The following is a 24,125-nucleotide window of genomic DNA, read 5'->3' on the forward strand; positions in this document are numbered from 1 at the left end:
CGCTTGTCGACCGTCCGACCGGTGGGCTTTGGCTCACACGGCTGCGACGGCGCTCCAGCCGGTCGACCCGTCGGGCTGAGTTCGTTGGCATCGTGAGCAATGGGAACCGTCGATGTTAACGCGCTCGTGGAGCCTCCTCAAGGGCCCAGCCGTGGCCCGCGCCCGGGATCTGGGGCGATGCCTGCGGGAAGTCGGTGGAGGACGTTCCGCCTCAAGATCTGCGGCCGGACGACGGCTGATGTTCCCAGCACATTACGTCTTGACGAACGGCATGTTATCGCTCACAGTCGATGCCTAAGGACGACGACACCTCGGCTTTCCGGGCAAGCCCTGCTTCGTCGATCTCGAATCAGGCGTGCGCTATGGCTCGCCGGCGTCGTGTTAACGCTAACTCTCTGACGCCTGCGTGCTCGGCCACGCGTCGCGGTACGCCCACCCTCGGGCAGGCCGTTCGGCTCTTGGTCACTGGAGGAGGATCATGTCTGCCCTCGATAGGTCTCCATCGATCGCACCGCCGTCGCGGCGGCGACGTTGGTGGTTGCCCCGCATTCTCGCCGCCAGCGCGGCAGCGGTATTGGTCGGTGGCGCCGCCGTAACGGTGGTGTCGTCACCCGCCGCCGCGGCGACGGTCGACACGAGCGCGTGGTACGTGTTGGTCAACCGCAACAGCGGCAAGGCTTTGGACGTCTACAACCTGGCCACGAATGACGGCGCCCGGATCACCCAGTGGGCCCGCAACAACGGCAACCAGCAGCAGTGGCAGTTCGTCGACTCCGGTGGAGGCTACTACCGGGTGAAGTCGCGGCTGTCCAACAAGGTGCTGGACGTCTCGGGCTTCTCGACCGCCAACGGCGCCAGCATCGTGCAATGGAGCGACAACAACAGCACCAACCAGCAGTTCCGGCTGGCCGACTCGGACGGCGGCTACGTCCGGCTGATCAACCGCAACAGCAACAAGGTGATGGAGGTGCAGGGCGCCTCGACCGCCGACGGCGGAAACATCGTGCAGTACGACGACTGGAACGGCACGAACCAGCAGTGGCAGTTCGTCCGCGTCGGCGGTGGGACCGACCCCACCACGCCGCCGCCGGGCGGCACCTGCGACCTTCCCTCGACGTACCGGTGGTCCTCCACCGGGGTGTTGGCGAACCCGAGGTCGGGTTGGGTGTCGCTGAAGGACTTCACCGTTGCCCCGTACAACGGCCAGCAGCTGGTCTACGCCACCACGCACGACTTCGGGTCCAGCTGGGGTTCGATGAACTTCGGCCTCTTCTCGAACTACTCGCAGATGGGCTCGGCCAGCCAGAACGCGATGAACTCGGGGACCGTGGCGCCGTCATTGTTCTACTTCGCGCCGAAGAACATCTGGGTGCTCGCCTACCAGTGGGGTGGGCCGGCGTTCTCGTACCGGACCTCGACCGACCCGACCAACCCGAACGGTTGGTCGGCGCCGCAGACGTTGTTCACTGGAAGCATCACCGGTTCCGGTACCGGTCCGATCGATCAGGCTCTCATCGGTGACGGTACGAACATGTACCTGTTCTTCGCCGGTGACAACGGCAAGATCTACCGGGCCAGCATGCCGATCGGGAACTTCCCCGGCAACTTCGGCAGCAGCTACACGACCATCATGAGCGACACCACGAACAACCTCTTCGAGGCCCCGCAGGTCTACAAGCTCCAGGGTCTGAACAAGTACCTCATGATCGTCGAGGCGATCGGCTCGACGGGCCGCTACTTCCGTTCGTTCACGGCCACCAGCCTGAACGGATCGTGGACGCCGCAGGCCGCGTCGCAGAGCAACCCGTTCGCGGGCAAGGTCAACAGCGGTGCTACCTGGACCAACGACATCAGCCACGGTGAGCTGCTGCGCACCAACGCCGACCAGACCATGACCGTCGACGCCTGCAACCTGCAGTTCCTGTACCAGGGTCGTTCCCCCAGCTCCGACGGCGTCGACTACGGCCTGCTGCCGTACCGGCCCGGTCTGCTGACCCTGCAGCGCTGAACCGATTGATCAAGCTCGACTGACCCGGAACGGGCGGGCTCGGCGTCACGCCGAGCCCGCCCGGCTCACTGTGCCGGTGTGGCCACGCCTGAGGTCATTCGACAGGCGTGCCGGTGACGCAGGTCAGCACCTGGCCCTGACCACGGGTAGCGCTCGATGTGGTCGTGGCGAAACCGTGGGTTTCGAGCAGCAGTTCGGTCGCGGTGAGGTTCGCGGTGGCGTGTGCGGCGGTGGGTCGTTCGCCGAAGACGTAGAGCCGGCCTCCCGGCGTCAGCAGGCTTCGCATCCGCGCGATTTGCTGCGCTGCGTCGCCCAACCAGAAGAGGCTGAGGTTCACCGCGAAGATCTTGGTAAAGTGGCCGGTTGGAAGGTCGGCCGCCTCGAACCCGGCTCGCCGGATTTCGGCCCTGCCGGCGTCGATGTGGCTCAGGTTCCGCTGGATGGCGAGCCGCACCATCGTCGCGGCGCGGTCGATGGCGACGATCCGACCAGTGGTGAGTTGGTCGGCGACCAGGGAGACGGCCGCTCCCCGACCGCACCCGATCTCCAGCACCTGGTCGTCGGGTGCGACAGCCATGGTCTCCACCGCCCAGCGCTGCCGGTGGGCGGCCGTCACCCGAATCGATCCGTTCGCCGTGGGCGTCGTGCCGGCGGTGGACGGACCCGGATCGCGGGTCGAAAAGGTGGACCTCACGACGTCACTCGCCGGTGCCTTCTCTGCTCACACTCCTGATTCCACCCTGTCGGCGGAGTCAGTGCACCGTGTCCTCGGTCACCGCGCCCGATCGGCAGGTGTGGCAGCGATCAGTGCACCGGCGCCGGGGTGACATCCCCGAGGGCGTCCGTCGGGGCCGGGACGTGCTTCGGAGCGCCGGCGTTCACCATGGCCACGGAGACCAGGGCTGCCGCGACCACAAACCGACGGCGACCCAGTACGCGACCGAGTAGCCGTGCATCAGCACCTCGTTCCGCTGCTGGGGTTGCGCCGGCGGGCCACCGTGCGAGAGCAGGTAGGTGGCGGCCGAGCTGGTCGCGATGGTGTTGAGCAGCGCGGTGCCGATCGACCCGCCGACCTGCTGCGACGAGCTGATCATCGCCGAGGCGACACCAGCGTCCTTGGGCTCGACACCGTGGGTGGAGATGCTCATCGCGGGCATGAAGGCGGTGCCGATGCCGAGCCCGATCACGGCTTCGGCGAACGCGATCTCCAGGAAGCCGCTCTCCGCGTCGAGCAGCGCGAGCAGCACGAGACCGACCGCGGTGACGAGGTAGCCACCGACCATGATCGGCCGGGGGGCGATCCGGTGCGCGAGTCGGGCGCCGATCTGCGTGGCCCCGATCACCTGCGGCACCGCCATCGGCATGAACGCCAGCCCCGCCATCACCGGCGACCAACCCTTGACCTGCTGGAAGTAGTAACTGAGCAGGAGGAACATCCCGAACATGCTGACGATCGCAAGACCAACCGAGAGGTACGCGGCGGCCCGGTTGCGTTCGGTCAGGACGCGTAGTGGCAGCAGCGGGGACGTGACCCGCGCCTGCACCACGACGAAGGTCACCAGCAGCAGCACCCCAGCGGTGAACGATCCGATGGTCACACCCGCCGACCATCCCTGGCTCTCCGCGACGCTGAACCCGTAGACCAGACCGACGAGTCCGAGACTGACCAGCAGCACGCCAGGGAGGTCGAGCCGTGCCCGGTGCCGCTCGCCGTCGTCGTGCACGGTGCGACTGGCGCCCAGCATCCCGATCACCGCGATCGGCACGAGGACGAACATGGCGAAGCGCCAGTTCAGGTACTGGGTGAGCAGCCCTCCCACGATCAGGCCGACAGCGCCTCCGGCGATCGACACCGCGCTGAACACGCCGAACGCCTTCGCGCGTTCCCTGGGCTGCGTGAAGGACAGCGAGAGCAACGAGAGCGCGGCCGGCGCGAGCAGGGCCGCGAACACCCCCTGTAGTGCCCGGGCGAGCAGCAGCATCGCGGCGTTGAGGGCCAGGCCGCCGATCGCCGAGGCGATCGCGAAGCCGGCCAGCGCGATCAGGAAGGTGCGCTTGCGCCCGACCATGTCACCGATCCGGCCGCCGACCAGCAGCAGGCCGCCGAAGGCCAGACCGTAACGCGGTCACCACCCACTGCCTGCTCCCGTCCGTGAAGTGCAGCGCCTGCTGGGCCGAGGGGAGGGCGATGTTCATGACGGCCCCGTCGAGCACCACCATCAGTTGAGCGATGGAGATGAACAACAGGGCCTTCCACCGCTGGGACTCCGGAGCGGCGCGACCTCTGGGCATGACTGTTCCTTAAAAGTGGTTTAGCCGGATTCGCGAGACTCGGCCAACGCTAACGGTGTTATGGAACGAACGCCAAAGAATGTGCCCGCAATAACAGTGCTCGTTGGACGCCCGCTTGGTGCTAAAGGGTGGTTCTGTCACCGAAATATGGGTGATCGAGGCACGGTCCGCGCCGCACGGGTCGACCGTTGTGAGTGCCGTTACTTTGTCGATCGTTCCAGATAAGGCTAGCGTTCCGTCTCACGAAGCCCCGCAAGTCCCGTGGCGCTTACCAGTCGAAGTGGATGTGAGACGAGATGTCTGGACGGTTGGAATCAAAGGTGCTGGTCGTGACCGGCGGTACGCAGGGCATGGGCCTGGCGTTCGCCCAGCGGGCGGCCACGGAAGGGGCCCGCGTCGTCATCGGCGCCCGGGACAAGGATCGGGGCGAGGAGGTCGCCGCGCAGATCAGGAACGCGGGCGGCAGCGCCCTCTTCGTGCCCACCGACGTGACGGTCGAGGAGGAGATGGCGCGGCTCGTCGACGCCGCGGTGACGGAGTACGGGCGGCTCGACGGCGCGTTCAACAACGCCGGCGGTGGCCCGATGGCCAGCGTGCGCGAGACCGACAGCGGCGACTGGCAGCGGTCGCTCGCCCTCAACCTGACGAGCGTCTTCTACGGCCTCAAGTACGAACTCCCGGCGATCATCGCCTCCGGTGGTGGCGGCGCGGTCGTCAACAACGCCTCCGTCTCCGGCGTGAAGGGTGACGGGACCCAGGCCGCCTACAACGCGGCGAAGCATGGCGTCATCGGGCTGACCCGCTCGGCGGCCCTCGACGTGGCGCGCTCCGGTGTGCGGGTCAACGCCCTGGTCACCGGGCTGATCGACACCCCGCTCTGGCAGGGCGTGGTCAGCCAGGCCCCGGAGATTGCGGAGCGCTACCTGTCGGCGCAGCCGACCGGACGAGCCGGCACCTCCGACGAGGTTGCCGCGCTCACCACGTTCCTGCTCAGCGACGAGGCCACCTTCATCAGCGGCGCGTCCATCGCCATCGACGGCGCGCTCACCGCCTGAGACGCCGAGGACCGGTCCGGGGCGGCGGCTCAAGCGGCCGCCACCCCGAGCCAGGTGATGCGTCAGGCGATCCGGTACGCGCGCTGGATGGTCTGGGTGACCGTGTTGCCGGCGGTGTCGGTGGCCGTCAGTCGCAGCGAGACGAATCCGGCCCGTCGTGGGTGACTGATCAGGGCGACGTTCCGGATCACCGGCAACGCGACCCATGTTCGGCCGTCGTCGAACGACGCGGACACACCGAGCGTGCGGTTGGGTGCGGCCTTCGAACCGGCCTGCCGGTCCAGCGCCACCGGGATGGTCATGATCCGGCCGGCCCGTGCGGTGTTGGTGTCGTCGAGCACGGGCGTCGGGCGAACCGTCGTCAGGGGCAATCGCTCCGGCGACGTGGTGTGCGCCGAGATGAAGGTCCAGGCCACCGAGACAGACGTCGACAGGGTGTCCGGTGCGCCTCGGGTGGTGGTTGCCTCCAGACGGTAGGTGGCCTTCCCGGCGGGCACCGGGAACTCGGCCCACGGGCTGTCCGAGGTGCCGATCTCCTTACCGTCGCGCAGCAGCCGGAACCGCACCGGCTGGTCGTCACGGCTCGCGGGGCGACCGGTCGCGTCGCCGAACAGCGGCACCGACGCGATCGAGATGGTGTCGCCGTCGCGGCCCGCGTACCCCAGGGGTGACAGGGTCGGCGCCTGGGCCACGGTGGGCCCGAAGGGTGCCGCGTTCCAGGTCTGGGTGTAGGTACGCCCCGACCTGAGGGTGGATTCCTGGGTCGTGAGGTTGTCCCCCTCGACGAACGTGGAGGTCCAGACGATGCCGCCGTCGGTGTTGTAGTACTCGGTGCCCTTGAACGGCAGGTCGACCGGCGTGTTCGACCCGATCGGGCCCGCGCCTCCGGGCGCCGACGCGCGGTGGAACCGGGTGGCCGTCGTCGTCGTGGACTGGCTGCGGTAGGTCGCCCGGACGGTGGCCAGGTTCTTCGGCGACAGTTTCCTGGTCAGGCCGGTGAACATGTCGCCCTTGCCGACGTACGCCAGGTCGTAGGTGTAGGGGCTGTTCCGGAAGGTGCCGTCCTTGCCCGGTCGGGCGAGCCCGACACCCAACGTCGCGGTGAACTCGGGCGCCGCGACGGCGGGCCCGAGCCGGCCGAAAAAGACGTCCGCGAAGGACGCTCCGCTGAGTTGCACGCCCGGGTAGCGCATGCCGTCGTCCCAGTTGGCGCTCACGTTGATAGAGATCGGCGCGGCGTCACGCTGCGGCACTGTCAACGCGACCGGCTTGGCGCTACGGGCGTCGACCGCCTCGGTGACCGGGCCGCGCACGTCCAGGACCGGCTGTGCGAGCAGGGTCGACATCGCACCCTCGTGGATGGTGCTGTACAGCGCGTACCGACCCTTGGGCAGCCGCAGGACGCCGCCGCCCGGGGTCGCGGCGAGGGTGCTGAACTCGCCGGTGGTCAGGTTCGCCGCCACGGTCGTGTACTCGGTGGCCGGCTTGCCGTCGCGTCCGATGTGGTCGAGCCGTACGTCGCAGCTCTCGATCTCACGGTTCAGCGCGAAAGGCGTCCGTACCCGCAGGTCGTCGGCGCCGGTCGCGGTCAGCGCCCCCTGGTAGACGCCGTCCGGGGCGTCCACCCGGGTGTCCACCGTGATCGTCGCCTCGGCGCGGCCACCGGCCGGCACCACCAGCGTGGCCGGGCTGACGGTGAGCATGCCGGCCGGGGCCGGGGCGATGGTCAGCGTCAGGGTGACCGGCGCGGTGCCGGTGTTGCGGTAGCCGACGACCTGGGTGATCGGGCTGTCGTCCGCGTGCGGCCAGCGCTGCACCGGAAAGTCGATGGCGGCGATGTCGGCGGCGACCGGCTGGGCGACCGCGCGGGCGATGTCCACCCGGCCGGCGCCCTGCTCGTAGATAGTGTCCGCGCCGGTCGGCTTGGCCGAGTCCATCAGGGCGGCCTTGAGCTGCGGGCCGGCCCAGTCCGAGTGCTGCCCGGCGAGAATCGCGGCGGCGCCGGCCACGTGCGGAGTCGCCATCGACGTACCCGACATGGTGGCGTAGTCGCCGCCGGGAGCGGCGGCCACGACGTCGACGCCCGGCGCGCTGATCTCGGGCTTGATGTGGTTGTCGCCGACGCGCGGGCCCCGGCTGGAGAAGTAGGCCCGTTGGTCGTCGGCGTCCACGGCGGCGACGGCGAGAGCGTCGTCGGCGGAGGCCGGCGAGGAGACCGACTTCGGCTTCCCCTCGTTGCCGGCCGCGACCACGAAGAGGGTGCCGTGCTGGTGGCTCAACTCCTGGACAGCGGTCTCCAGCGGGTCGAGGCCGGGCGCGTCGTCGCCGCCCACGCTCATGTTGACCACCCTGGTCCGCGGCGCGAGCCACTGCATGCCGGTGATGATGTCCGAGTCCTGGCATTCGGTGGTGGCGCAGACCTTGCCGACGAGCAGCTTCGCCCCCGGCGCCACCCCGCGGTACCTGCCGCCGGAGGCGGCACCGCTGCCGACGATCGTCGACGCCACGTGGGTGCCGTGGCCGACCGCGTCGCTGGGGTCGTTGCCGCCGGTGAAGTCCCGGGCCTCGGTGAGGTGGCCGGCGAAGTCGGGGTGGCTGGCGTCGATCCCGGTGTCCAGCACGCCGACGGTGACGCCGGTGCCGTCGAAACCGGCCTGCCACGCCGCCGGGGCGCCGATCTGCGGCACGCTGCGATCGAGGGAGACCGTGCGCTTGCCGTCCAGCCAGATGTGGGTGACCCCCGCGGTGAGGCACCGAACAGGGCCTCGACGATCGGGCGCTGTGGGTGCTGCGCCCCGAGGGCGACAGGTACCGGATCCTGCTGGCGTCCGGTGCCAACGCGGTCTGCATGACCGTCGTGCACGATGCCGCGCCGGGCAGCGTACGCGGCCGGGCGTGTGATGCCGCCGCCTCCACGCAGCTCTTCCGGATCGACCAGGTTCCTGACGGCAGCTACTCGATCTTCCACGGGAAGCGCTACGTCCAGGTGGTCGACGGCACCAACGCCCTGGTCCCCGACCTGCCCGAGGGCCTGACCACCACGTACGAGTTCGAGGATCGTGGGCCGGCCCCGCGCTGATTGTCGAAACCTTTCCGATATTCGTGGCGCGGTGACGCGTGGCCCCACCCGCGTTTCTGGGGGAAGGGAGGCCCGGCAGCGGGGTCGAAGGCTCGCCTGAGGCGGCGGGAGGCGTCGAAAGTTTCGGTAAAATATTGACACCTGGCAATCGAAGCGCTCAAGCTTTACCTGGCTGGCATTCGTGATCATCGATCACGTTTCGTTCCTTCCTTTCCATCACCACCCGGAAGGAGAGCCCCGTGATCATCAGCTCGGGCCGCTCTAGGACCCGTTCGGTGGTCGTCGCGCTGGCGGTAGCAGCGCTCACGGTCGCCGGATCGGTATCGGTAGTAACACGAACCACAGACGCTCAAGCCGCCGTGGGCCCGCTGGCCGCGGCAGTGGAGGACGAGGGCGCCGACTGCGCCGTGTCCGGTCTACCGGACCTAGGCTCACTGCCGACCAACGCCAAGCTTCCCGATCCCTTCAAGAAGCTGAACGGCACGACCATCAGCTCCAAGTCCGACTGGCGCTGCCGAAGGGCAGAGATCAGGGAGCTTGCCGAGAAGTTCGTCTTCGGCGACAAGCCCGCCAAACCCGCGACCGTCACCGGGACGGTGTCCACCAGCACCATCACCGTCAACGTGTCACACAACGGCAGGAGCTCCAGCTTCTCGGCGCGGGTCGAGCTGCCCAGCGGCACCGGACCCTTCCCCGCCGTCGTGGTCGTCGGCGGGTTCGGCGCGGACACAGCCACCATCAAGGCCGCCGGCGCCGCCGTGATCAGTTACGACCCCTTGGCAGTTGGCCGGGAGGGCACCCCTCGGAACAACAAGCAGGGCGCGTTCTACAGCATCTACGGCTCGTCGAGCAGCACCGGACTGCTCGCCGCCTGGGGTTGGGGCGTCAGCCGCATCATCGACGTCATCGAGCAGTCCGACGGCAGAATCCTCAAGGCGGACGCGATGGGCGTCACCGGCTGCTCCCGTTACGGCAAGGGTGCCTTCGCAATCGGGGTCTTCGACCAGCGCATCGCCCTGACCATGCCGATCGAATCGGGCAGCGCGGGCGTCCCCATCTTCCGCGGCATCCCCGGTGAGGGCGCGCAGAGCCTGAGCAGCGCGTACGGTGAGCAACCCTGGCTGGGCGACGGGTTCGGCTCCTTCACCGGCAGCCCGAACCGGCTCCCGGTGGACACGCACGAGATGGTCGCCATGGTGGCACCGCGCGGACTGTTCATCATGGACAACCCGCACATCGCCAACCTCGGCCCCCGGTCGGCGAGCGTGGCGGCCCTGGGCGGCGCCGAGGTCTACCGGGCGCTCGGCGCCGCTGACAACATCACCTACTGGTCGGACGTGCAGGACGGCAGCCACTGCGCCAACCGCTCCGAGTGGCGTACCCCGTTGCAGAACAACATCCGGAAGTTCCTGCTGAAGACGGGCAACGAGCCGGGCGTGATCCGGATTTCCAGCAAGGCGCTCGGCCGGTTGGCCGAGTGGCGGGACTGGCCGACACCGGTCCTGACTGACGGCCCGACCACGCCGCCGTCCACCACGCCGCCGCCGACCACGCCGCCGCCGACCACGCCGCCGCCGACCACGCCGCCCCCGACGACGCCGCCTCCAGCCGGTGGTGGCTGTGCGGCGACGGTGTCGGTCAACCAGTGGACGGGCGGTTTCGTCGCCACGGTGCGGGTGACCGCCGGCACCGCGCCGGTCAACGGTTGGACGGTCGCCATGACTCTGCCGTCGGGTGCCAGCATCACCAGCGTCTGGAGCGCCAACCGGAGCGGCAGCACCGGGACCGTTCAGTTCACCAATGTCGCCTACAACGGCGCCATCGCAGCCGGGCAGTCGACCGAGTTCGGTTATCAGGGCAGCGGCACCGGTGCGGGGATGACTCCCACCTGTTCCGCCGGGTGACCCGCAGGCCCGGTGCGGAGGTCGCAAGCCTCCGCCCCGGGCCGGGCGGCTCCGAGCCGGAGCCGTGTCGTCAGAGCCAGACCACGAGCCCGGTCAGGTCGTTGAGGACCGCGGCCACGCCCGCCCGGATGGCCGCCGCGCAGCGGTCCGCGGTGAACGAGTTCGGGTCGTACGTCGAGGACATGCCGAGCCCCTCACCACGGAACGAGGCGCCTTCCCAGTCGACCGCGGTGACGTTGTGGGTGGGCTCGGCCAGTTCCGCGCCGACCACGAGGAACTTCTCGTCCAGGTGGTTCGGGGTGACCAGCGCGAGCCCGTCGATGAGGTCGTTGCCCGCGCTGACGATGAGGTCCGGGCCCATCTCCATCGCCTTGGCGATGCTGGGAACGGTGTCGTGCGCATTGCCGACGACGATGGTCCTCAGGTCGACATGCTCATCGTCGGCCCATTCCTTGACCGCCGTCACGAGGGCCTTGGTCGGGTCGTCCGCGCCGCTGGTCAGCAGGACCACCCGGTAGTCCTTCGGCGGGTGGACGTCGGCCCACGAGCCGGGCTGCGGGGTGATGGTCGCCTCCGGCGCGGGCTTCGTGGAGGGGTCGACGAAACCCGGGCCGAGAGTGCCGATGGCGCTGGGCGCCGGACGTGGCTCGGACCAGTCGTCGCTGGAGGTGCAGGCGGTGACCAGCGCGGCGGTCGCGGCCAGCATGGCAACGGCCCGAAGCGGGGGGCGCAAGGTGATCGTCCTCCGGGTGGTGGCGGAAAGTGCGCGTACTTCTTCGTATTCCTATCTCAATTCCGGTCACCGGTAATCGGTGAGCGGCCGTTCGGGGCGGTTGTTCTCCGGCGGTTCGTCGGTGCGCGGGTTGGTGTTCACCCACGACGTGCAACGTGCACTGGCCAACCGAGGGAGTCGAATGTCAGGCCGCGTCCGCCGTTCCGTTATCGTCGCCGCTGTCGGTTTCGCCGCAGCGGTGATTCCGTTTTTGGGCGTCGAACCGGCGTCCGCGCACGGCTTCTCGTCGACTGTGTACGCGAAAATTGCTGCGGGAGATGAGGGTCACATTCGGACCGGGGTGGAGCTCGAATACGACCTCCTCGTCGTGTCCGCCGCGGATGCCGGCGACGACGACCCGCTCTTCCAGGCGGGAACCGCCGCGTTCGAGGCGGGCGACACCGCCGCCCAGGCCGCCGCCCTGAAGAACCACGCGTCGGCGGTCCTCGGGTACGTCTCCGAGCGGTTCTCGGTGAGCTCCCGGGGTGCGGCCTGCCGGCCGACGCAGGTGGGTGACGCGACGATCGGTGAGCGCGAGGGCGTGCCGTACGCGGACCTGCTGCTCGACTGGACCTGCCCCGAGCGGGTCGACGAGCACGTGGTGCGCAGCGGCCTCTTCCCGGATGGTGAGGGCTACGTCAAGGGCACGAAGACGATCGTCACCTACGAGATCGACGGCCGTTCGGGCAGCGCGGCGCTCGACGCCGCCAACCCGTCCTTCTCCACGGCTCAGGCCTGGTACGAGCGGTTCGGCGAGTTCTTCCTCCTCGGCGCCGAGCATCTGCTCACCGGGATCGACCACATCCTGTTCCTGCTGGCGCTCATCGCCGGGTCGCGGCGGCTCCGGGAGATCGTCCTCGCGGCCACCAGCTTCACCCTGGCGCACTCGGTGACGTTCATGCTCGCCGCGCTCGGTCTGGTCGAGGTGCCGGGGGTGATCGTGGAGCCGATCATCGCGCTGTCGATCGCCGTCGTCGCTGGCTGGCACCTGTGGGGGATCTGGCGGCGCGGTGAGCACGCGACCGACCTGGAGACGGCCGGGCGCGGTCACTTGAGCCTGGATGGGGCCGGCTGGATCCGCCTCGGCGTGGTGTTCTGCTTCGGCCTCGTGCACGGCCTGGGCTTCGCGGGCGCGTTGGGTATCGACGAGGCGTGGTCGTGGACCCTGCTGTGGTCGCTGCTGGTGTTCAACGTCGGCATCGAGGTCGTTCAGTTGACGATTATCGCGGTCGTCTTCCCGCTGTTGTTCGCGCTGCGCCGTCGTGCGCCGAAAGCCGGCCTCTGGGCGACCGGGGCTGTTTCCGGGGGCGTGTCCATTATGGGGCTGATCTGGTTTGTGCAGCGCGTTTCTGGATCATGAGCAGGGCTAAGTAGTTCGTGAAGTGCAGTCTTTCGCAAGATCACGTTCATTGTCGGTTCATCGGGCGGCGAAAGCGTGGATTTGCTTCCCCAGCGTCGGGTGAAGGCACCATCCATTTCTCTATTTGAAAAGGGAACAATGTCGATGACATTGAGCACCTCGACACGGGCCTCCGCGCTCGTGCGGCGGCGCCTGGTCGCCGGGGTCGCAGCCGGGTTCCTCGGTTTGGGCGCGGCTCTCGGTAGTGGCCTGATGGCCACCGCGAGCGCGGCCGAGTCCACCACGATCACCGGTGTGGTCCTTGGTGTCGGCGCCAACGAGACCCAGCGCATCGTGAGCTGGTACTCCTCCGCCGACACCGCGCAGAAGATCCAGCTCGCCCCGACCGCCGAGATCGTCAACGGCGAGTTCCCGGCCAGCGCCGTCAGCTTCGACGCCGTTGGCGCGGCGAACACCTCCACCACCGGGTTCAACCGGCACGCCACGATCAGCAACCTGCGCGAGAAGACGGCGTACTCGTACCGGGTCGGCGCCGAGGGCAGCTGGTCCCCGGCGTACGCCTTCAAGACGCAGGACTTCGAGGGCGACTACGACTTCCTGTTCTTCGGCGACCCGCAGATCGGCTCCTCCGGTGACCGGCTGAAGGACCAGGCCGGCTGGGAGGACACCCTGAAGGTGGCCACCGCGGCCAACCCGAACGCCGAGCTGCTGGTCTCCGCCGGCGACCACGTCGAGAGCGCCAACGACGAGGGTCAGTGGACCTCGTTCCTGGCTCCCGACCAGCTGCGTCAGATCCCCCTCGTGGCCACCATCGGTAACCACGACGTGGGCGGCAAGTCGTACGAGCAGCACCACTTCACCCCGAACACCGACCGCTCGTCTGCGTACTACAACGGGGACCAGGCGACCCGGTCCGGCGGCGACTACTGGTTCATCCACAAGGATGTGCTGTTCATCGACCTGAACAGCAACAGCTACGCCAACCCGGCGGACGGCTCCGCCGGCGGCGACGCGGCGCACGTCGCGTACGTCACCGATGTCATCAACAAGCACGGCTCCGAGGCCAAGTGGAAGGTGCTGGTCTACCACCACTCCATCTACTCGCCGGCCAGCCACGCGACCGACACCGACAACAAGCAGCGGCGGGAGGACTTCACCACCGCGTTCTCCAACCTCGGCGTCGACATGGTGCTTCAGGGCCACGACCACAGCTACTCGCGCAGCTACTCCATCAAGAACGGCCAGAAGGAGAACCCGGCCGAGAAGCCGGGTGCTGCCGACGTGTTCCCCGGCCCGGGTGGCGTCATCTACGTGACGGCCAACTCGGCCTCCGGCTCGAAGTACTACGACATCAAGAAGCCGGACAACACCGGTACCGGCATCCGCGGCAACGGCCCGGACCCGCTGGACCCGGGCAAGTACTGGTACAACTCCGTGCAGAACCAGGAGCACGTCCGCAGCTACGTCAAGGTGCAGGTTCGCGGCGACAAGCTGGTTCTCGCGAACGTCCGCAGCGGCACCTGTGCGGCGCCGAACGCGGCCGTCGAAAAGGGCCTCTCCTGCGTCAACACCCCGGACGGTCAGCCGGTCGGCTCGATCGTCGACAACGTGACCGTGCACCCGTTCCACGGTGACGGCCAGGCCATCCAGGTCAACGTGCCGAACCCGGCTCCGGGCGAGTTCGGCTGGACGATCGACGGCTACAACGGTCTGGTCGACCTGGGTACCGCGCAGGAGCGCGACGGCACCTACTTCCAGGCCAACGGCAAGATCAACGCGATCCTCGTGTCGGACAGCCGCCGCTCGCTTGCCCCGTGGTCGATCTCGGCCAACGTCGGCGACTTCCAGGACGCCGACAAGAACTTCTCCGGCTCCTACCTCGGTTGGAACCCGTACGTGCTCGACGCCGGCGCGGGTGCCGAGGCCGGTGCCCCGGTCCTGTCGTCCCTCGACGACCAGGGCAAGGGCCTCTCGGTCTCCAGCGGGCTCGCCGCGGCCGCGCAGGGTCACCCGCGTGGTGGCGCCAAGCTCGGCGCTGACCTGGATCTGAAGATCCCGGACAGCATCGCGAAGGGTAGCTACCGCACCACCCTCACGATCACCGCGCTGAGCAGCTGACCGAACAGTTCCATCGGGCGGGGTAGGCACCTTCGGGTGCCTACCCCGCCACCCATGTGCCATCCGTCCAAGATCACGTCAAGGAACCGACATGCAACCGTCCGTCACGCACTGGAAGACCACGCCCGCCGCACTGCTCCGTACGACCGCACTGTCCCTGCTCGCCGTCGTCGCGGCCGTCGGTGTCGGTGCCGGTCCCGCCCTGGCCGCGGACGGCAACGTCGCCTGGACGGTCCGGACGGCCTCCAACGGCTACGGCGAGGCCCGGTCCAGCTACAGCTACACCGTCAACCCGGGGGGCGTCGTCGAGGACGCCATGGTCGTGGCCAACCGCGGCCCGGCGCCGCTGACCCTCTCCGTGTACGCGGCCGACGGCTTCACCACCGACGCCGGCCAGCTCGACCTACTCACCAAGGACACGAAGTCCGTCGCGATCGGCGCCTGGGTGAAGGCGAACGCCAGCAGCGTCGTGATCCAGCCCGGAAAGACCGCGCAGGTCCCCTTCAAGGTCAACGTCCCGGAGAACGCCACGCCCGGTGACTACGTCGGTGGCATCCTCACCACGCTGACCCAGGCCGACCAGGCCGAGGGAATCAACGTCGACCGGCGCCTCGGCATCCGGATCAAGTTGCGGGTGGGCGGCGAACTGAAGCCGAACCTCGCGATCGAGAACCTGCACGTCACGTACGCCGGACCGGCCAACCCGTTCAGCAAGGGCGACGCCACCATCACCTACCAGGTGCACAACGTCGGCAACGCGGCCCTGTCCGGCAAACAGGCGGTGACCGTCTCGGGCCCGTTCGGCCTGCTGCGGGTACGGGCCGAGGACGTCGCCGCGCCGCCGGAGCTGCTGCCGGGTGAGAGCTGGAACGTGACGGTCCCCGTACACGGGGTGGCACCCGCCATCTCGCTGGCCACCACCGCGACCCTGACACCCCTGCTCACCGACGCCTCGGGCTCGACCACCGCGCTCAAGCCGGTCCAGGTCACCGCGCACGGCTGGGCCCTGCCCTGGACGCTGGTGCTGGTGCTCGTCGTGCTGATCGCCGTGCTCGTCGGGGCGTACCTGTATCGACGCCGCAACCAGGCGCAGCGCAAGGCGCGCGAGGACGCCCGGGTACGCGACGCCGTCGAGCAGGCGCTTCGTGGCCCGGAGCCGCAGACCTCCTGATCACGGCACCGGTCAACTCGGCCGGCTTCGGCCGGCGGCGGTTCTCGCGCACTGGGGCCACCACGATCGCGAACGCGATCACGGCCACCACCAGCACCGCCGGGCGCGGGCGTTCGTCCTTGTGGGTGAACGACGCTCAGCCCCGGGTCACGCCTGTTCGGCAGCCGGCATGCTGCGACGGTGACGCCGGCACGGAGAGGGAATCCACATGGTTGACGGGGATGTGCCAGAGCGGATGCAGGCCGCGGCCTTCGACGAGTTCGGCGGACCGGAGGTGATCACCCTTCGGAAGCTGCCGATCCCGCAGGTCGCCGACGACGAGGTGCTGATCAAGGTCTGGAGCGCCGGCGTCGGGGTGTGGGACGCGTACGAGCGCGAGGGTGCGCTGGTGCCGGAGGGCTCGGCTCTTCCGATCGTGCCCGGCTCCGATGGTGCCGGAACCGTCATCACGGCGGGCAGCAAGGTGACCAGTCTGGCGGTGGGCGACCTGGTCTACGTCTCCGCCACGGCGAGGCCGAAGGGCGGTTTCTACGCCGAGTACGCGGCGGTCAAGGCGGAGTACGCGGCGAAGGTGCCCGACGGTGTGCCGGCCGAGCACGCCGGTGCCATGCCCACCGATGCGCTGACCGCGCTGGCCGGGCTCGACACCCTCAGCCTGTCGGCCGGCGCCTGGCTGCTGATCTTCGGTGCCAGCGGCGGTCAGGGCCACCTGGCCGTGCAGTTGGCGAAGCGGCAGGGGCTGAACGTGATCGCGGTCGCGTCCGGGGCGGACGGCGTCGCGCTGGTGACCCGGCTCGGCGCCGACGTGTCCCTCGACGGGCAGGGCGACATGACCGACGTGCTGGCCCGGATCCGGGACGCTGCGCCGGGCGGGGTGAACGCCATCCTGGCGATGGCCGGCGGCGCGACGCTGGACCGGCTCACCGAGGCGCTGGCCGACGGCGGGGTGGTCGCATTCGCCCACGGGGTGCAGCCGGAGCCGCAGGAGCGGCCGGGTGTCACGGTCCGGGCGTACGACGGCGAATCGAACCCTCGACAGTTGCAGCGCCTCAACGAACTCATCGAGGCAGGGCCGTTCGTGGTGCACGTCGCGGAGAAGTTCCCGCTGGGCAAGGTGCGGGAGGCGCACCAGCGCCTACAGACGTCCTACGCCGGCAAGCTGCTGCTGACGGTGGCCTGAGACCTCAGGGCGTGCGCTGCTGCGGCACGCGTACCGATGCCATGCCGGCCGCCGTCGCGGCCTGGATGCCCAGGTCGGTGTCCTCGAAGACCAGGCAGGACTCCGGGGGCACGCCGAGCTGCTCCGCCGCGAGCAGGAACGCCTCCGGGTCGGGTTTGGCCCGGGTGTAGTCGTCGGCGCAGACCAGCACGTCGAACCGGTCCAGCAGGCCGAGCGCGTCCAGGGAGGCGGTGACCGACGCGCGGGTGCTGCCCGAGACGACGGCGAACGGAACCCGCCGGTGCGCGTCGTGGATGTGCGCCAGCACCTCGGGCACGGCGGCGAGCTGCGGCAGCAACTCCTGGTAGTAGCTCTCCCGGCGCTCGACGACGGCCGCCACCGGCATGGCCAGACCCTGCTGCTCGTTGAGGGCGACGATGATGTCGGCGGTGGGCCGCCCACCCCAGGTGTAGAAGAGATCTTCCGGGAACTCGCAGCCCCACTCCTGAAGGGCCCGCTGCCAGGCCAGGTAGTGCAGCGGCATCGAGTCGACGATGGTGCCGTCGCAGTCGAACAGGTACGCGGCGAACGGACCGGGAGGCAGAGGCAGACTCACCCGGGGAAGGGTACAGCTCACTCGGTCGAAACGGATCGCAACTGTCTGAGCAGGTACGCGCGCTCCGGTTCGGTGCCGACCAGCGTCAACGCGCTGCGGTACGCGGCTGCGGCCTCGTCGTACCGGCCGAGCCGGCGCAGCAGCTCGGCCCGCGCCGCCGGATAGGGGTGGTGGCCGCGCAGCCTCGGCTCATCGGCCAAAGCGTCGAGCAGCACGAGCCCCGCCTCCGGCCCGTCCCGCATGGCCACCGCGGCGGCCCGGTTCAACGCCACGATCGGTGAGGGCACCAGATCGAGCAGCACGTCGTAGAGCGCCACCACCTGCGGCCAGTCGGTGCTGGCCACGTCGGCGGCCTCGTCGTGCAGCGCGGCGATGGCGGCCTGCACGCCGTACGGGCCGGGCGCTCGGCCGGTCAGCGCGACCAGCACCAGGCCGCGCCCCTCCTCGATCATGGGATGGTCCCAGCGGCTCCGATCCTGGTCGTCGAGGAGGATCATGGCGCCGTCCGGCCCGGTCCGCGCGTCCCGTCGGGCGTGGACCAGCAACATCAAGCCGAGCAGCCCGGCGACCTCCCGCTCGGCCGGCAGCAGCCGGCGCAGGATCCGGCCCAGCCGGATGGCCTCCTCGGCCAGGTCGATCCGTTGCAGATCCGGGCCGGAGCTGGCCGCGTACCCCTCGGTGAAGACCGAGTAGACGGCCTGGAGCACCGTGGGCAGACGACCGGGCAACTCGTCGGGGCCCGGCACCCGGAACGGGATGCGGGCGTCGCGGATCTTCCGTTTGGCGCGGACGAGTCGCTGGGCCATGGTGGCGGGCGGCACCAGGAAGGCCCGCGCGACCTCGGTGGTGGTGAGGCCGGCCAGGAACCGCAGGGTGAGTGCGCCACGATCCTGGGCGGCCAGGGCAGGGTGCGCACAGGTGAAGAAGAGCGCCAACCGGTCGTCGGGCAGGTCGCGGTCCGCGTCGGCGGGCGGCGCGTGATCGGCCCGCTCGGCCTCCGCTTGCAGTACGGCGAGCCGGGTCGCCAGCACCCGGTCGCGACGCAGCCGGTCCACGGCTCGACGCCGGGCCGTGGTGAGCAGCCAGGCGCCCGGCCGGCTCGGGACGCCGTCGGTCGGCCAGTGGGTCAGCGCCGCCTCGATGGCCTCGGAGGTGACCTCCTCGGCCAGGTCGAGGTCGCCGAAGCGGCGCACGAGCGAGGCGAGCAGTCGGCCACGCTCCTCCCGGAACACCGCCTCCACCGACGACCCGACGGCTGCCCCCTTACCCGGCACGGTCAGACCTGCACGTCGATCTCGAAGATCGGACGGACCTGGACCGATCCGGTGCCGATCGCCCCGGGGCTGCGGGCCGCCCAGTCCAGCGCGGCGTCGAGGTCCGGCACGTCGATGATGTCGTACCCGCCGAGCAGCTCGCGGGTCTCGGCGAACGGCCCGTCGGTGATCGTGCGCTCGCCGTCCGGGCCGACCTGCACGGTCGTGCAGGTGGTGAGGTCCTGCAGGGGATGCCCGGAGACCCAGACCCCGGCGTCCTTCATCTCCCGGTCGTAGCGGATCCAGTCCTCGAAGCTGCACCCGTTGTCGACGACCTCCCCGTCGACCATGGGGCTCATGAACAGCAGCATGTACTTCACGTTTCGGCTCCTCTCGGTGCGGCGTGTCGCCGTACAGCATGACGACGAACCCGGGTCCCGGTTATCGACACGGCGCGTCAGGTTTTTCGTGGCCGGGCGGCACCGAGGGCGCGGCCGTGCTCAGGAACGGCCCGGCTGTGCCGTCTCGGGTCGTTCGTCGCGTCGGTCCATCCGTCGCTCGAACCAGGTCACCCCGATCAGGAAGGCGGTCAGCAGGGTGAGCGCCGCCAGTGGCGGCAGGGATCGGCCGATGGGCAGCAGGGCCAGCGGCAGCAGCGCGGCGACGACCTGCGTCGGGTGGACCGCGCCAATGGTCAGCCGGCGGAAGTCATCCTCGCATTCTGCGCCATACCGGTCGGTGGTTCATCCGCTCTACTCGCCCGGCGCCACCCCGAAGAGCAGGAAGAACCGCTCGGCCACCTCGATGTCGCCGTGCACCTCGATCTCACCCGCCGAAATCGCCGACCGCAGCGGTGTTCCGCCGAACATCAGGTCCCGCAGCGCCTTCACCGTGCCGGTGACCGTGACGTCGACCTGGCCCGATCGACCACGGGCCACGCTGATCCCACTCGGAACCACCTCCACCTCGAAGGCGTCGGTGCCCACCTGCAACCGGAGTCGAGCGGTCACCGGCGCGTCGGTCGGTGGTCGATAGAGGGCCTTGAGCAGCAGCATGAACGCGTCCGTGCTCATCTCGACGTCCGGTTCCGCGGGCAGGCCGGCGCCCCACCGCGACAGCTCGATCAGTGTCGGCTCCAGTTGCTGGCCACGTTCCGTCAGCTCGTACGCGTGCACGCTGGCCGGCGGCCCGAGCTGCACCCGCCGGACGATGCCGGACTGCTCCAGCTCCCGCAGTCGCTGGCTGAGCACGTTCTGGCTGGCCTTCGGCAGGCCGGCCCGCAGATCGCCGAAACGCTTCGGGCCGAACACCAGCTCTCGGACAATCAACAGCGCCCAGCGCTCGCCGACGATGTCCATCGTGCGCGCCGCCCCGCAGGCGTCCTGGTAAGTCCGCTGAGTCACATCGCCATCGTAGTCGGCATCCACTGAACAGTGCTAACGTCGTACCGTCTAGTCCTAACTTAGGAGTAAGTCATGGATGCACTGCTCGCCAAGGTGATCGAGCGACACGGTGGCCTCGATCGCTGGAACACCGCGTCGACCCTCACCACCCGGCTCACCTACGGCGGCCCGTTCTGGGCGTTCAAGGGCCGCCCCGACTTCGACAGCACCGAACTGGTCGAGGCCGACCTGCACCGGGAACGGATCCGCCACGTTCAGGAGGGCACCGGCCGGGTCACCGAGTACGACCAGGACGCCGACCGGGTCACCGTCACCGCAGCCGACGGCAGCCTCATCGACGAGCTGACGAATCCCCGGGCCAGCTTCGCCGGCTTCACCCAGGAGAGCCAGTGGACGCTCGCCCAGGCGGCCTACTTCCGTGGCTACGCCACCTGGCACTACCTCGTCGAGCCGTTCCTGTTCACCTGGCCGGGCGTCGAGACGCACGAGGTCGAGCCGTGGACGGAGGGCGGCGAGTCGTGGCGTGGGCTGCGCGTCACGTTCCCCGAGAGCGTGCACACCCACAACGACACCCAGCTGTACTACTTCGACGACAGCGGGCTGCTGCGGCGCATGGACTACCAGCCGGAGGTCAACGGATCCTCCCCGACCGCGCACTACGTGAGCGGGGCGACCGAGGTCGACGGGCTGGTCGTACCGACGCGACGCCGGATCCACATCCGCCAGGAGGACCGCACCCCGGACCTCTCCTGGACGCCGATCATCCTGGACCTGGCGGACGTGCGGATCCGCTGAGACGGGTGTCGCAGCGGACCCGGCGTCACGCCGCCGAACGGACGCCCCGGCCTCAGGTCGAGGCGTCCGTTCGGCGCAGGCTCCGCTCAGCCCGCCGCCGCACCTGCTGGTACGCGCCGGTCAGCCCCATTGCCCGGCGTACCTCAAGCACGGTCTGGCGGACCTCCTGGCGGGTCCGTTCCGTGCCCTCGACGATCAGCCGGTCGACCAGACCCCGGTCGGCTTCGATCTCGGCCCGACGCTGTCGGATCGGCGCCAGGAACCCTTCCAGCGCGACGACCAGCCGTTCCTTGACCTCCACGTCGCCCACCCGCCCGGCCCGGTACCGCCGGGCCAGGTCGGCGACCTCGTCGCGGTCCGGATTGAAAACCTCGTGGTACGCGAAGACCGGGTTGCCCTCCACCGTGCCCGGCACGTCGGCCCGCACCCGGTTCGGGTCGGTGTACATGCCGAGCACCTTGCGACGCACCGTGGCGGCGTCGTCGGAGAGCGCGATCGAGTTGCCCCGGCTCTTGCTCATCTTGGCGGCGCCGTCGGTGCCCACCAGGCTCGGCGTGTCCGCCGGGATCAACTCGGGCACCGGGAAGACGGGGCCGTACAGGTGGTTGAAGCGTCGGGCGATCTCCCGGGTCACCTCGACGTGTGCGGCGTTGTCCCGGCCGACGGGGACCACCTCCCCCTTGACGCAGAGGATGTCCGCGGCCTGGAGCACCGGGTAACCCAGCAGCCCGTACGGCATCTCCTCCTTGCCAGCGTCGCGGGCCATGTCCTTGAGCGAGGGCACCCGTTCCAGCCGGGGAACGGTCACCAGGTTCTGGAGGAGGGTGTTGAGGTCGCCGACCTCGGGGATGGCGGACTGGAGGTAGAAGGTGGCCCGGTCCGGGTCGACCCCGGCGGCGAGGATGTCGGTCACCATCTCGCGGGCGTTGCCGGAGACCTGGTCGATGTCCTCTCGGCGGTTGCGAGTGGTGAGCATGTGCAGGTCGGCGATGATGAAGAAGCTCTCGTAGCGCCGGTGCAGCTTCACCCGGTTGGCGATGCTGCCGACGTAGTGGCCGAGGTGCAGGCGGCCGGTGGGCCGGTCGCCAGTGAGCATCCGTGCGACGGACATGGTGGTGCCTCTCGTTGTCGGAGGGTGGGTAACGCGTGGGCGCGCGCCGAGTCGGGCTGGCTCAGCCCTGTCGGTCAGCGGGATCGGCTCAGTGAGCCGTCCGCCATCGCGCGCCGGCGCGGAACCGCAGACCACCGGCACGGAGTACGTTCAGAAGTTGCTCACGGCCATCGCCGGAGCTGGTCGGGATCTCGGGCACGGCGCCGAGAAAGCGGCCGTCGACCAGGTCGACCGCCTCGGTTGCGCAGTTGCCCGTCCGGACCACGGACTCACACTACCTGCGGTCCGTTGCCGGAGGGGACAGGTAGCTGTCGGCGTAGTAGGTGCCGACACGTTCCCGGTACTCCGGGTTGGCGGAATCCGGATCGAACGGTGGCGCGTCCTTGATCTCCTGGCGGGTCCGGTCGACGTGCACGACGCGTTCCTGGTGATCCACCCGGGCCACCGTGCCGGCCGGCAACAACACCTTCTGCCCGAAGATCCAGGGCCCGGTCTCCACCACCAGGTGCTCGGCGTCCGCCTCGTCGCTCGTCTCGTCGATGGTGCCGATCCGCCCGTCGCTTGCCTGCACCTGGTAGCCCACCAGGTCGACGGGGGTACCCGGGCCGGGAGCGTCCGGGCCGTGGTGGCCACTCTCCTGGTCGTCGGGCGGGGTGACCGAGGGCGTGGCCTGCGTGTGGCCGCCGGCCAGAGCGGAAGGGTCACGCCAGGCCCAGGGGTTGAAGATCGAGGGTCGCATGGGGCACCTCCAGGGGACGGGTCCTCAGCTGTCCCCCTTCGCAGTGCCCACCCCACCGGCGTCGGAAACAGCGCTCGAGCTCCCACCGAGTGCAGCCCGCCCCCTCGCGATGGAGAAGCTGGTCGGCGCTCCCGCCCGGGTGATGGCAGTGCGTTCGCCGTTCGCGCCGCCGCCTGGCGACCGGGAGCGCTGGCATACTCGGCTGCCATGGTGCTGTCGCGAGGGTGGGCTGTCTTCCTGGTCGGAGTCGGCGTCTGGACCTGGGTGATCTGGCCCAGGTTCGCGGTGGCCATCTGGCAGGACCCGCGGTCCTGGGCGTCCGGCACGGTGGCCGACGGCCCAGCCACCAGCTTTCTGTGGGTGCACGCGTTGCTGATCGCCGCGTCCCTGGCGATCGGCACCACCGCCGGCGTCCTCGGCGTCCGGGCCTGGCTCGCCGCCCGGCGGCGACAGACGTCCTGATCGGCACCGCCGCTCTGGGAGGTCAGCCCGATTTGGTGGCACTGCGACCCTCGTACCGCCGGCAGCGCCGCCTCCACCTCGTCGCCGGGCGGGTCTGAACTGGGAAAACCGTTCGGGCGTGCGAGTGTGACGCGCGCCGCTACCCGCGGATTTGACGATCAAACCCGCAGACGCGTAACTTTCTCTCTGCCAGCGCGGAACGGGGCAAACGGGACGAAGGTCCTAGAGCACCGGAACGGGATGGCAACCGGGTCAAGCAGGGGTTCGCTCCTGGGAGACGCGGTCCGGGCGGGGCCCGCCGGATTGGCCGCGAGGCGGATTTGGTGCGGCGAAGCCGACCGGGTAAGGTTCACGACCGGCAGGGAACCGGGCGAGACTGCGGGAAACCGCAGCGGCCGGTCTGCCGAATCCGACGACCTGACGCAGCGGTCCGCTGCTGCGTGAGTGCGCCGGCGCTGACCCGTACGAAGCATGACAGACCGGGACACACGGTTTGACACGGCGAAGACGGTGAGGTAACGTAGTAAAAGTGCCCGGCGCGAGAGCGGCGGGGACGCGGTACGAAATACCCCGGTTGGGGTTCCACGGTGTGGGGCTTCTGGTCGGTGTGTGGTTGTTCTTTGAGAACTCAACAGGGTGCTTGTAAAGCCAGTGCCAATTATGATTTATACCCCGGACTGGTCAGTTTTTGCTGGCTGGTTGGGATTCCTTTGGCAACATTTGTTTGTTGTCAGGATGCTGTTCAACTAATTTTTTGTTGGAGAGTTTGATCCTGGCTCAGGACGAACGCTGGCGGCGTGCTTAACACATGCAAGTCGAGCGGAAAGG

Annotated in this window: 22 protein-coding genes and 1 rRNA gene; 11 read left to right on the forward strand and 12 right to left on the reverse strand. The window is 69.2% G+C overall.

Annotated features, from left to right (window positions below; genetic code table 11):
* The first annotated feature begins 478 nt into the window (after positions 1–478).
* On the forward strand, positions 479–2,008 hold the full coding sequence (locus tag AC5L30_RS22600) for a non-reducing end alpha-L-arabinofuranosidase family hydrolase (protein WP_494869638.1): 1,530 nt from the start codon (positions 479–481) through the stop codon (positions 2,006–2,008).
* A 94-nt stretch (positions 2,009–2,102) separates the two neighbouring features.
* Here AC5L30_RS22600 and AC5L30_RS22605 read toward each other — a convergent pair whose 3' ends face one another.
* The 3 genes from AC5L30_RS22605 to AC5L30_RS22615 form a co-directional block, all read right to left on the reverse strand.
* A complete protein-coding gene (locus AC5L30_RS22605) occupies positions 2,103–2,624 on the reverse strand; it encodes a class I SAM-dependent methyltransferase (protein WP_494869639.1) in 522 nt (173 codons plus the stop codon).
* Positions 2,625–2,886: 262 nt separating this feature from the next.
* Positions 2,887–4,077, reverse strand: coding sequence for an MFS transporter (locus AC5L30_RS22610; RefSeq protein ID WP_494869640.1), 1,191 nt, complete (start codon positions 4,075–4,077; stop codon positions 2,887–2,889).
* Position 4,078: 1 nt separating this feature from the next.
* Positions 4,079–4,300, reverse strand: a complete 222-nt coding sequence (locus AC5L30_RS22615) for a hypothetical protein (RefSeq protein ID WP_494869641.1) — start codon at positions 4,298–4,300, stop codon at positions 4,079–4,081.
* 329 nt (positions 4,301–4,629) lie between these two features.
* Here AC5L30_RS22615 and AC5L30_RS22620 point away from each other — a divergent pair, with 329 nt between their 5' ends.
* The gene (locus AC5L30_RS22620; RefSeq protein WP_494869642.1) at positions 4,630–5,355 is read left to right on the forward strand and encodes an SDR family NAD(P)-dependent oxidoreductase; all 726 of its coding nucleotides are present in this window, start codon (positions 4,630–4,632) and stop codon (positions 5,353–5,355) included.
* Positions 5,356–5,417: 62 nt separating this feature from the next.
* On the opposite strand, the gene AC5L30_RS22625 is transcribed toward AC5L30_RS22620, so the two are convergent.
* Positions 5,418–8,042 (reverse strand): S8 family peptidase, encoded by a 2,625-nt coding sequence (locus AC5L30_RS22625; protein ID WP_494869644.1) that lies wholly within the window; start codon positions 8,040–8,042, stop codon positions 5,418–5,420.
* A gap of 98 nt (positions 8,043–8,140) precedes the next feature.
* Here AC5L30_RS22625 and AC5L30_RS22630 point away from each other — a divergent pair, with 98 nt between their 5' ends.
* Both AC5L30_RS22630 and AC5L30_RS22635 read left to right on the forward strand, forming a co-directional pair.
* The gene (locus AC5L30_RS22630) at positions 8,141–8,434 is read left to right on the forward strand and encodes a hypothetical protein (protein WP_494869645.1); all 294 of its coding nucleotides are present in this window, start codon (positions 8,141–8,143) and stop codon (positions 8,432–8,434) included.
* Positions 8,435–8,673: 239 nt separating this feature from the next.
* Positions 8,674–10,338, forward strand: coding sequence for a glucuronyl esterase domain-containing protein (locus tag AC5L30_RS22635; protein WP_494869647.1), 1,665 nt, complete (start codon positions 8,674–8,676; stop codon positions 10,336–10,338).
* A gap of 70 nt (positions 10,339–10,408) precedes the next feature.
* Here the strand turns inward: AC5L30_RS22635 and AC5L30_RS22640 are convergent, their stop codons facing one another.
* Positions 10,409–11,071, reverse strand: a complete 663-nt coding sequence (locus tag AC5L30_RS22640) for a type 1 periplasmic-binding domain-containing protein (protein ID WP_494869649.1) — start codon at positions 11,069–11,071, stop codon at positions 10,409–10,411.
* Positions 11,072–11,192: 121 nt separating this feature from the next.
* Between AC5L30_RS22640 and AC5L30_RS22645 the strand changes: the two genes are divergently transcribed.
* The 4 genes from AC5L30_RS22645 to AC5L30_RS22660 all read left to right on the forward strand — a co-directional run bounded on the left by AC5L30_RS22645 (position 11,193) and on the right by AC5L30_RS22660 (position 16,939).
* Positions 11,193–12,470: a HupE/UreJ family protein gene (locus AC5L30_RS22645; protein WP_494869651.1), complete on the forward strand. Its 1,278-nt coding sequence runs from the start codon at positions 11,193–11,195 to the stop codon at positions 12,468–12,470.
* Positions 12,471–12,614: 144 nt separating this feature from the next.
* A complete protein-coding gene (locus tag AC5L30_RS22650) occupies positions 12,615–14,588 on the forward strand; it encodes a purple acid phosphatase family protein (RefSeq protein WP_494869652.1) in 1,974 nt (657 codons plus the stop codon).
* A 91-nt stretch (positions 14,589–14,679) separates the two neighbouring features.
* Positions 14,680–15,759: a WxL protein peptidoglycan domain-containing protein gene (locus AC5L30_RS22655; protein WP_494869653.1), complete on the forward strand. Its 1,080-nt coding sequence runs from the start codon at positions 14,680–14,682 to the stop codon at positions 15,757–15,759.
* A gap of 208 nt (positions 15,760–15,967) precedes the next feature.
* The gene (locus AC5L30_RS22660) at positions 15,968–16,939 is read left to right on the forward strand and encodes a quinone oxidoreductase family protein (RefSeq protein ID WP_494869654.1); all 972 of its coding nucleotides are present in this window, start codon (positions 15,968–15,970) and stop codon (positions 16,937–16,939) included.
* A gap of 4 nt (positions 16,940–16,943) precedes the next feature.
* On the opposite strand, the gene AC5L30_RS22665 is transcribed toward AC5L30_RS22660, so the two are convergent.
* From AC5L30_RS22665 to AC5L30_RS22680, 4 genes are all read right to left on the reverse strand, one after another.
* Positions 16,944–17,534, reverse strand: coding sequence for an HAD family hydrolase (locus AC5L30_RS22665; protein WP_494869656.1), 591 nt, complete (start codon positions 17,532–17,534; stop codon positions 16,944–16,946).
* 17 nt (positions 17,535–17,551) lie between these two features.
* Complete coding sequence (locus AC5L30_RS22670; RefSeq protein ID WP_494869658.1) at positions 17,552–18,808, reverse strand: RNA polymerase sigma factor; 1,257 nt, start codon at positions 18,806–18,808, stop codon at positions 17,552–17,554.
* A gap of 2 nt (positions 18,809–18,810) precedes the next feature.
* Entirely contained in the window at positions 18,811–19,158 is a 348-nt protein-coding gene (locus AC5L30_RS22675; RefSeq protein ID WP_494869688.1) for a YciI family protein, read from the reverse strand.
* 381 nt (positions 19,159–19,539) lie between these two features.
* Positions 19,540–20,190, reverse strand: coding sequence for a winged helix-turn-helix transcriptional regulator (locus AC5L30_RS22680; protein ID WP_494869659.1), 651 nt, complete (start codon positions 20,188–20,190; stop codon positions 19,540–19,542).
* Positions 20,191–20,262: 72 nt separating this feature from the next.
* Here AC5L30_RS22680 and AC5L30_RS22685 point away from each other — a divergent pair, with 72 nt between their 5' ends.
* Entirely contained in the window at positions 20,263–20,985 is a 723-nt protein-coding gene (locus tag AC5L30_RS22685; protein WP_494869661.1) for a hypothetical protein, read from the forward strand.
* Positions 20,986–21,037: 52 nt separating this feature from the next.
* Here AC5L30_RS22685 and trpS read toward each other — a convergent pair whose 3' ends face one another.
* The 3 genes from trpS to AC5L30_RS22700 form a co-directional block, all read right to left on the reverse strand.
* Positions 21,038–22,096, reverse strand: coding sequence for a tryptophan--tRNA ligase (gene trpS / locus AC5L30_RS22690; RefSeq protein ID WP_494869663.1), 1,059 nt, complete (start codon positions 22,094–22,096; stop codon positions 21,038–21,040).
* Between the two features lie 88 nt (positions 22,097–22,184).
* On the reverse strand, positions 22,185–22,361 hold the full coding sequence (locus AC5L30_RS22695) for a hypothetical protein (protein WP_494869664.1): 177 nt from the start codon (positions 22,359–22,361) through the stop codon (positions 22,185–22,187).
* A gap of 9 nt (positions 22,362–22,370) precedes the next feature.
* The gene (locus AC5L30_RS22700; protein ID WP_494869666.1) at positions 22,371–22,835 is read right to left on the reverse strand and encodes a PRC-barrel domain-containing protein; all 465 of its coding nucleotides are present in this window, start codon (positions 22,833–22,835) and stop codon (positions 22,371–22,373) included.
* A gap of 207 nt (positions 22,836–23,042) precedes the next feature.
* Here AC5L30_RS22700 and AC5L30_RS22705 point away from each other — a divergent pair, with 207 nt between their 5' ends.
* Together AC5L30_RS22705 and AC5L30_RS22710 are read left to right on the forward strand one after the other, a co-directional pair.
* On the forward strand, positions 23,043–23,297 hold the full coding sequence (locus tag AC5L30_RS22705; protein WP_494869668.1) for an SCO4848 family membrane protein: 255 nt from the start codon (positions 23,043–23,045) through the stop codon (positions 23,295–23,297).
* Between the two features lie 754 nt (positions 23,298–24,051).
* Positions 24,052–24,125, forward strand: a 16S ribosomal RNA gene (locus AC5L30_RS22710); the annotation flags it as partial.

Source organism: Micromonospora sp. BQ32, assembly GCF_059358895.1.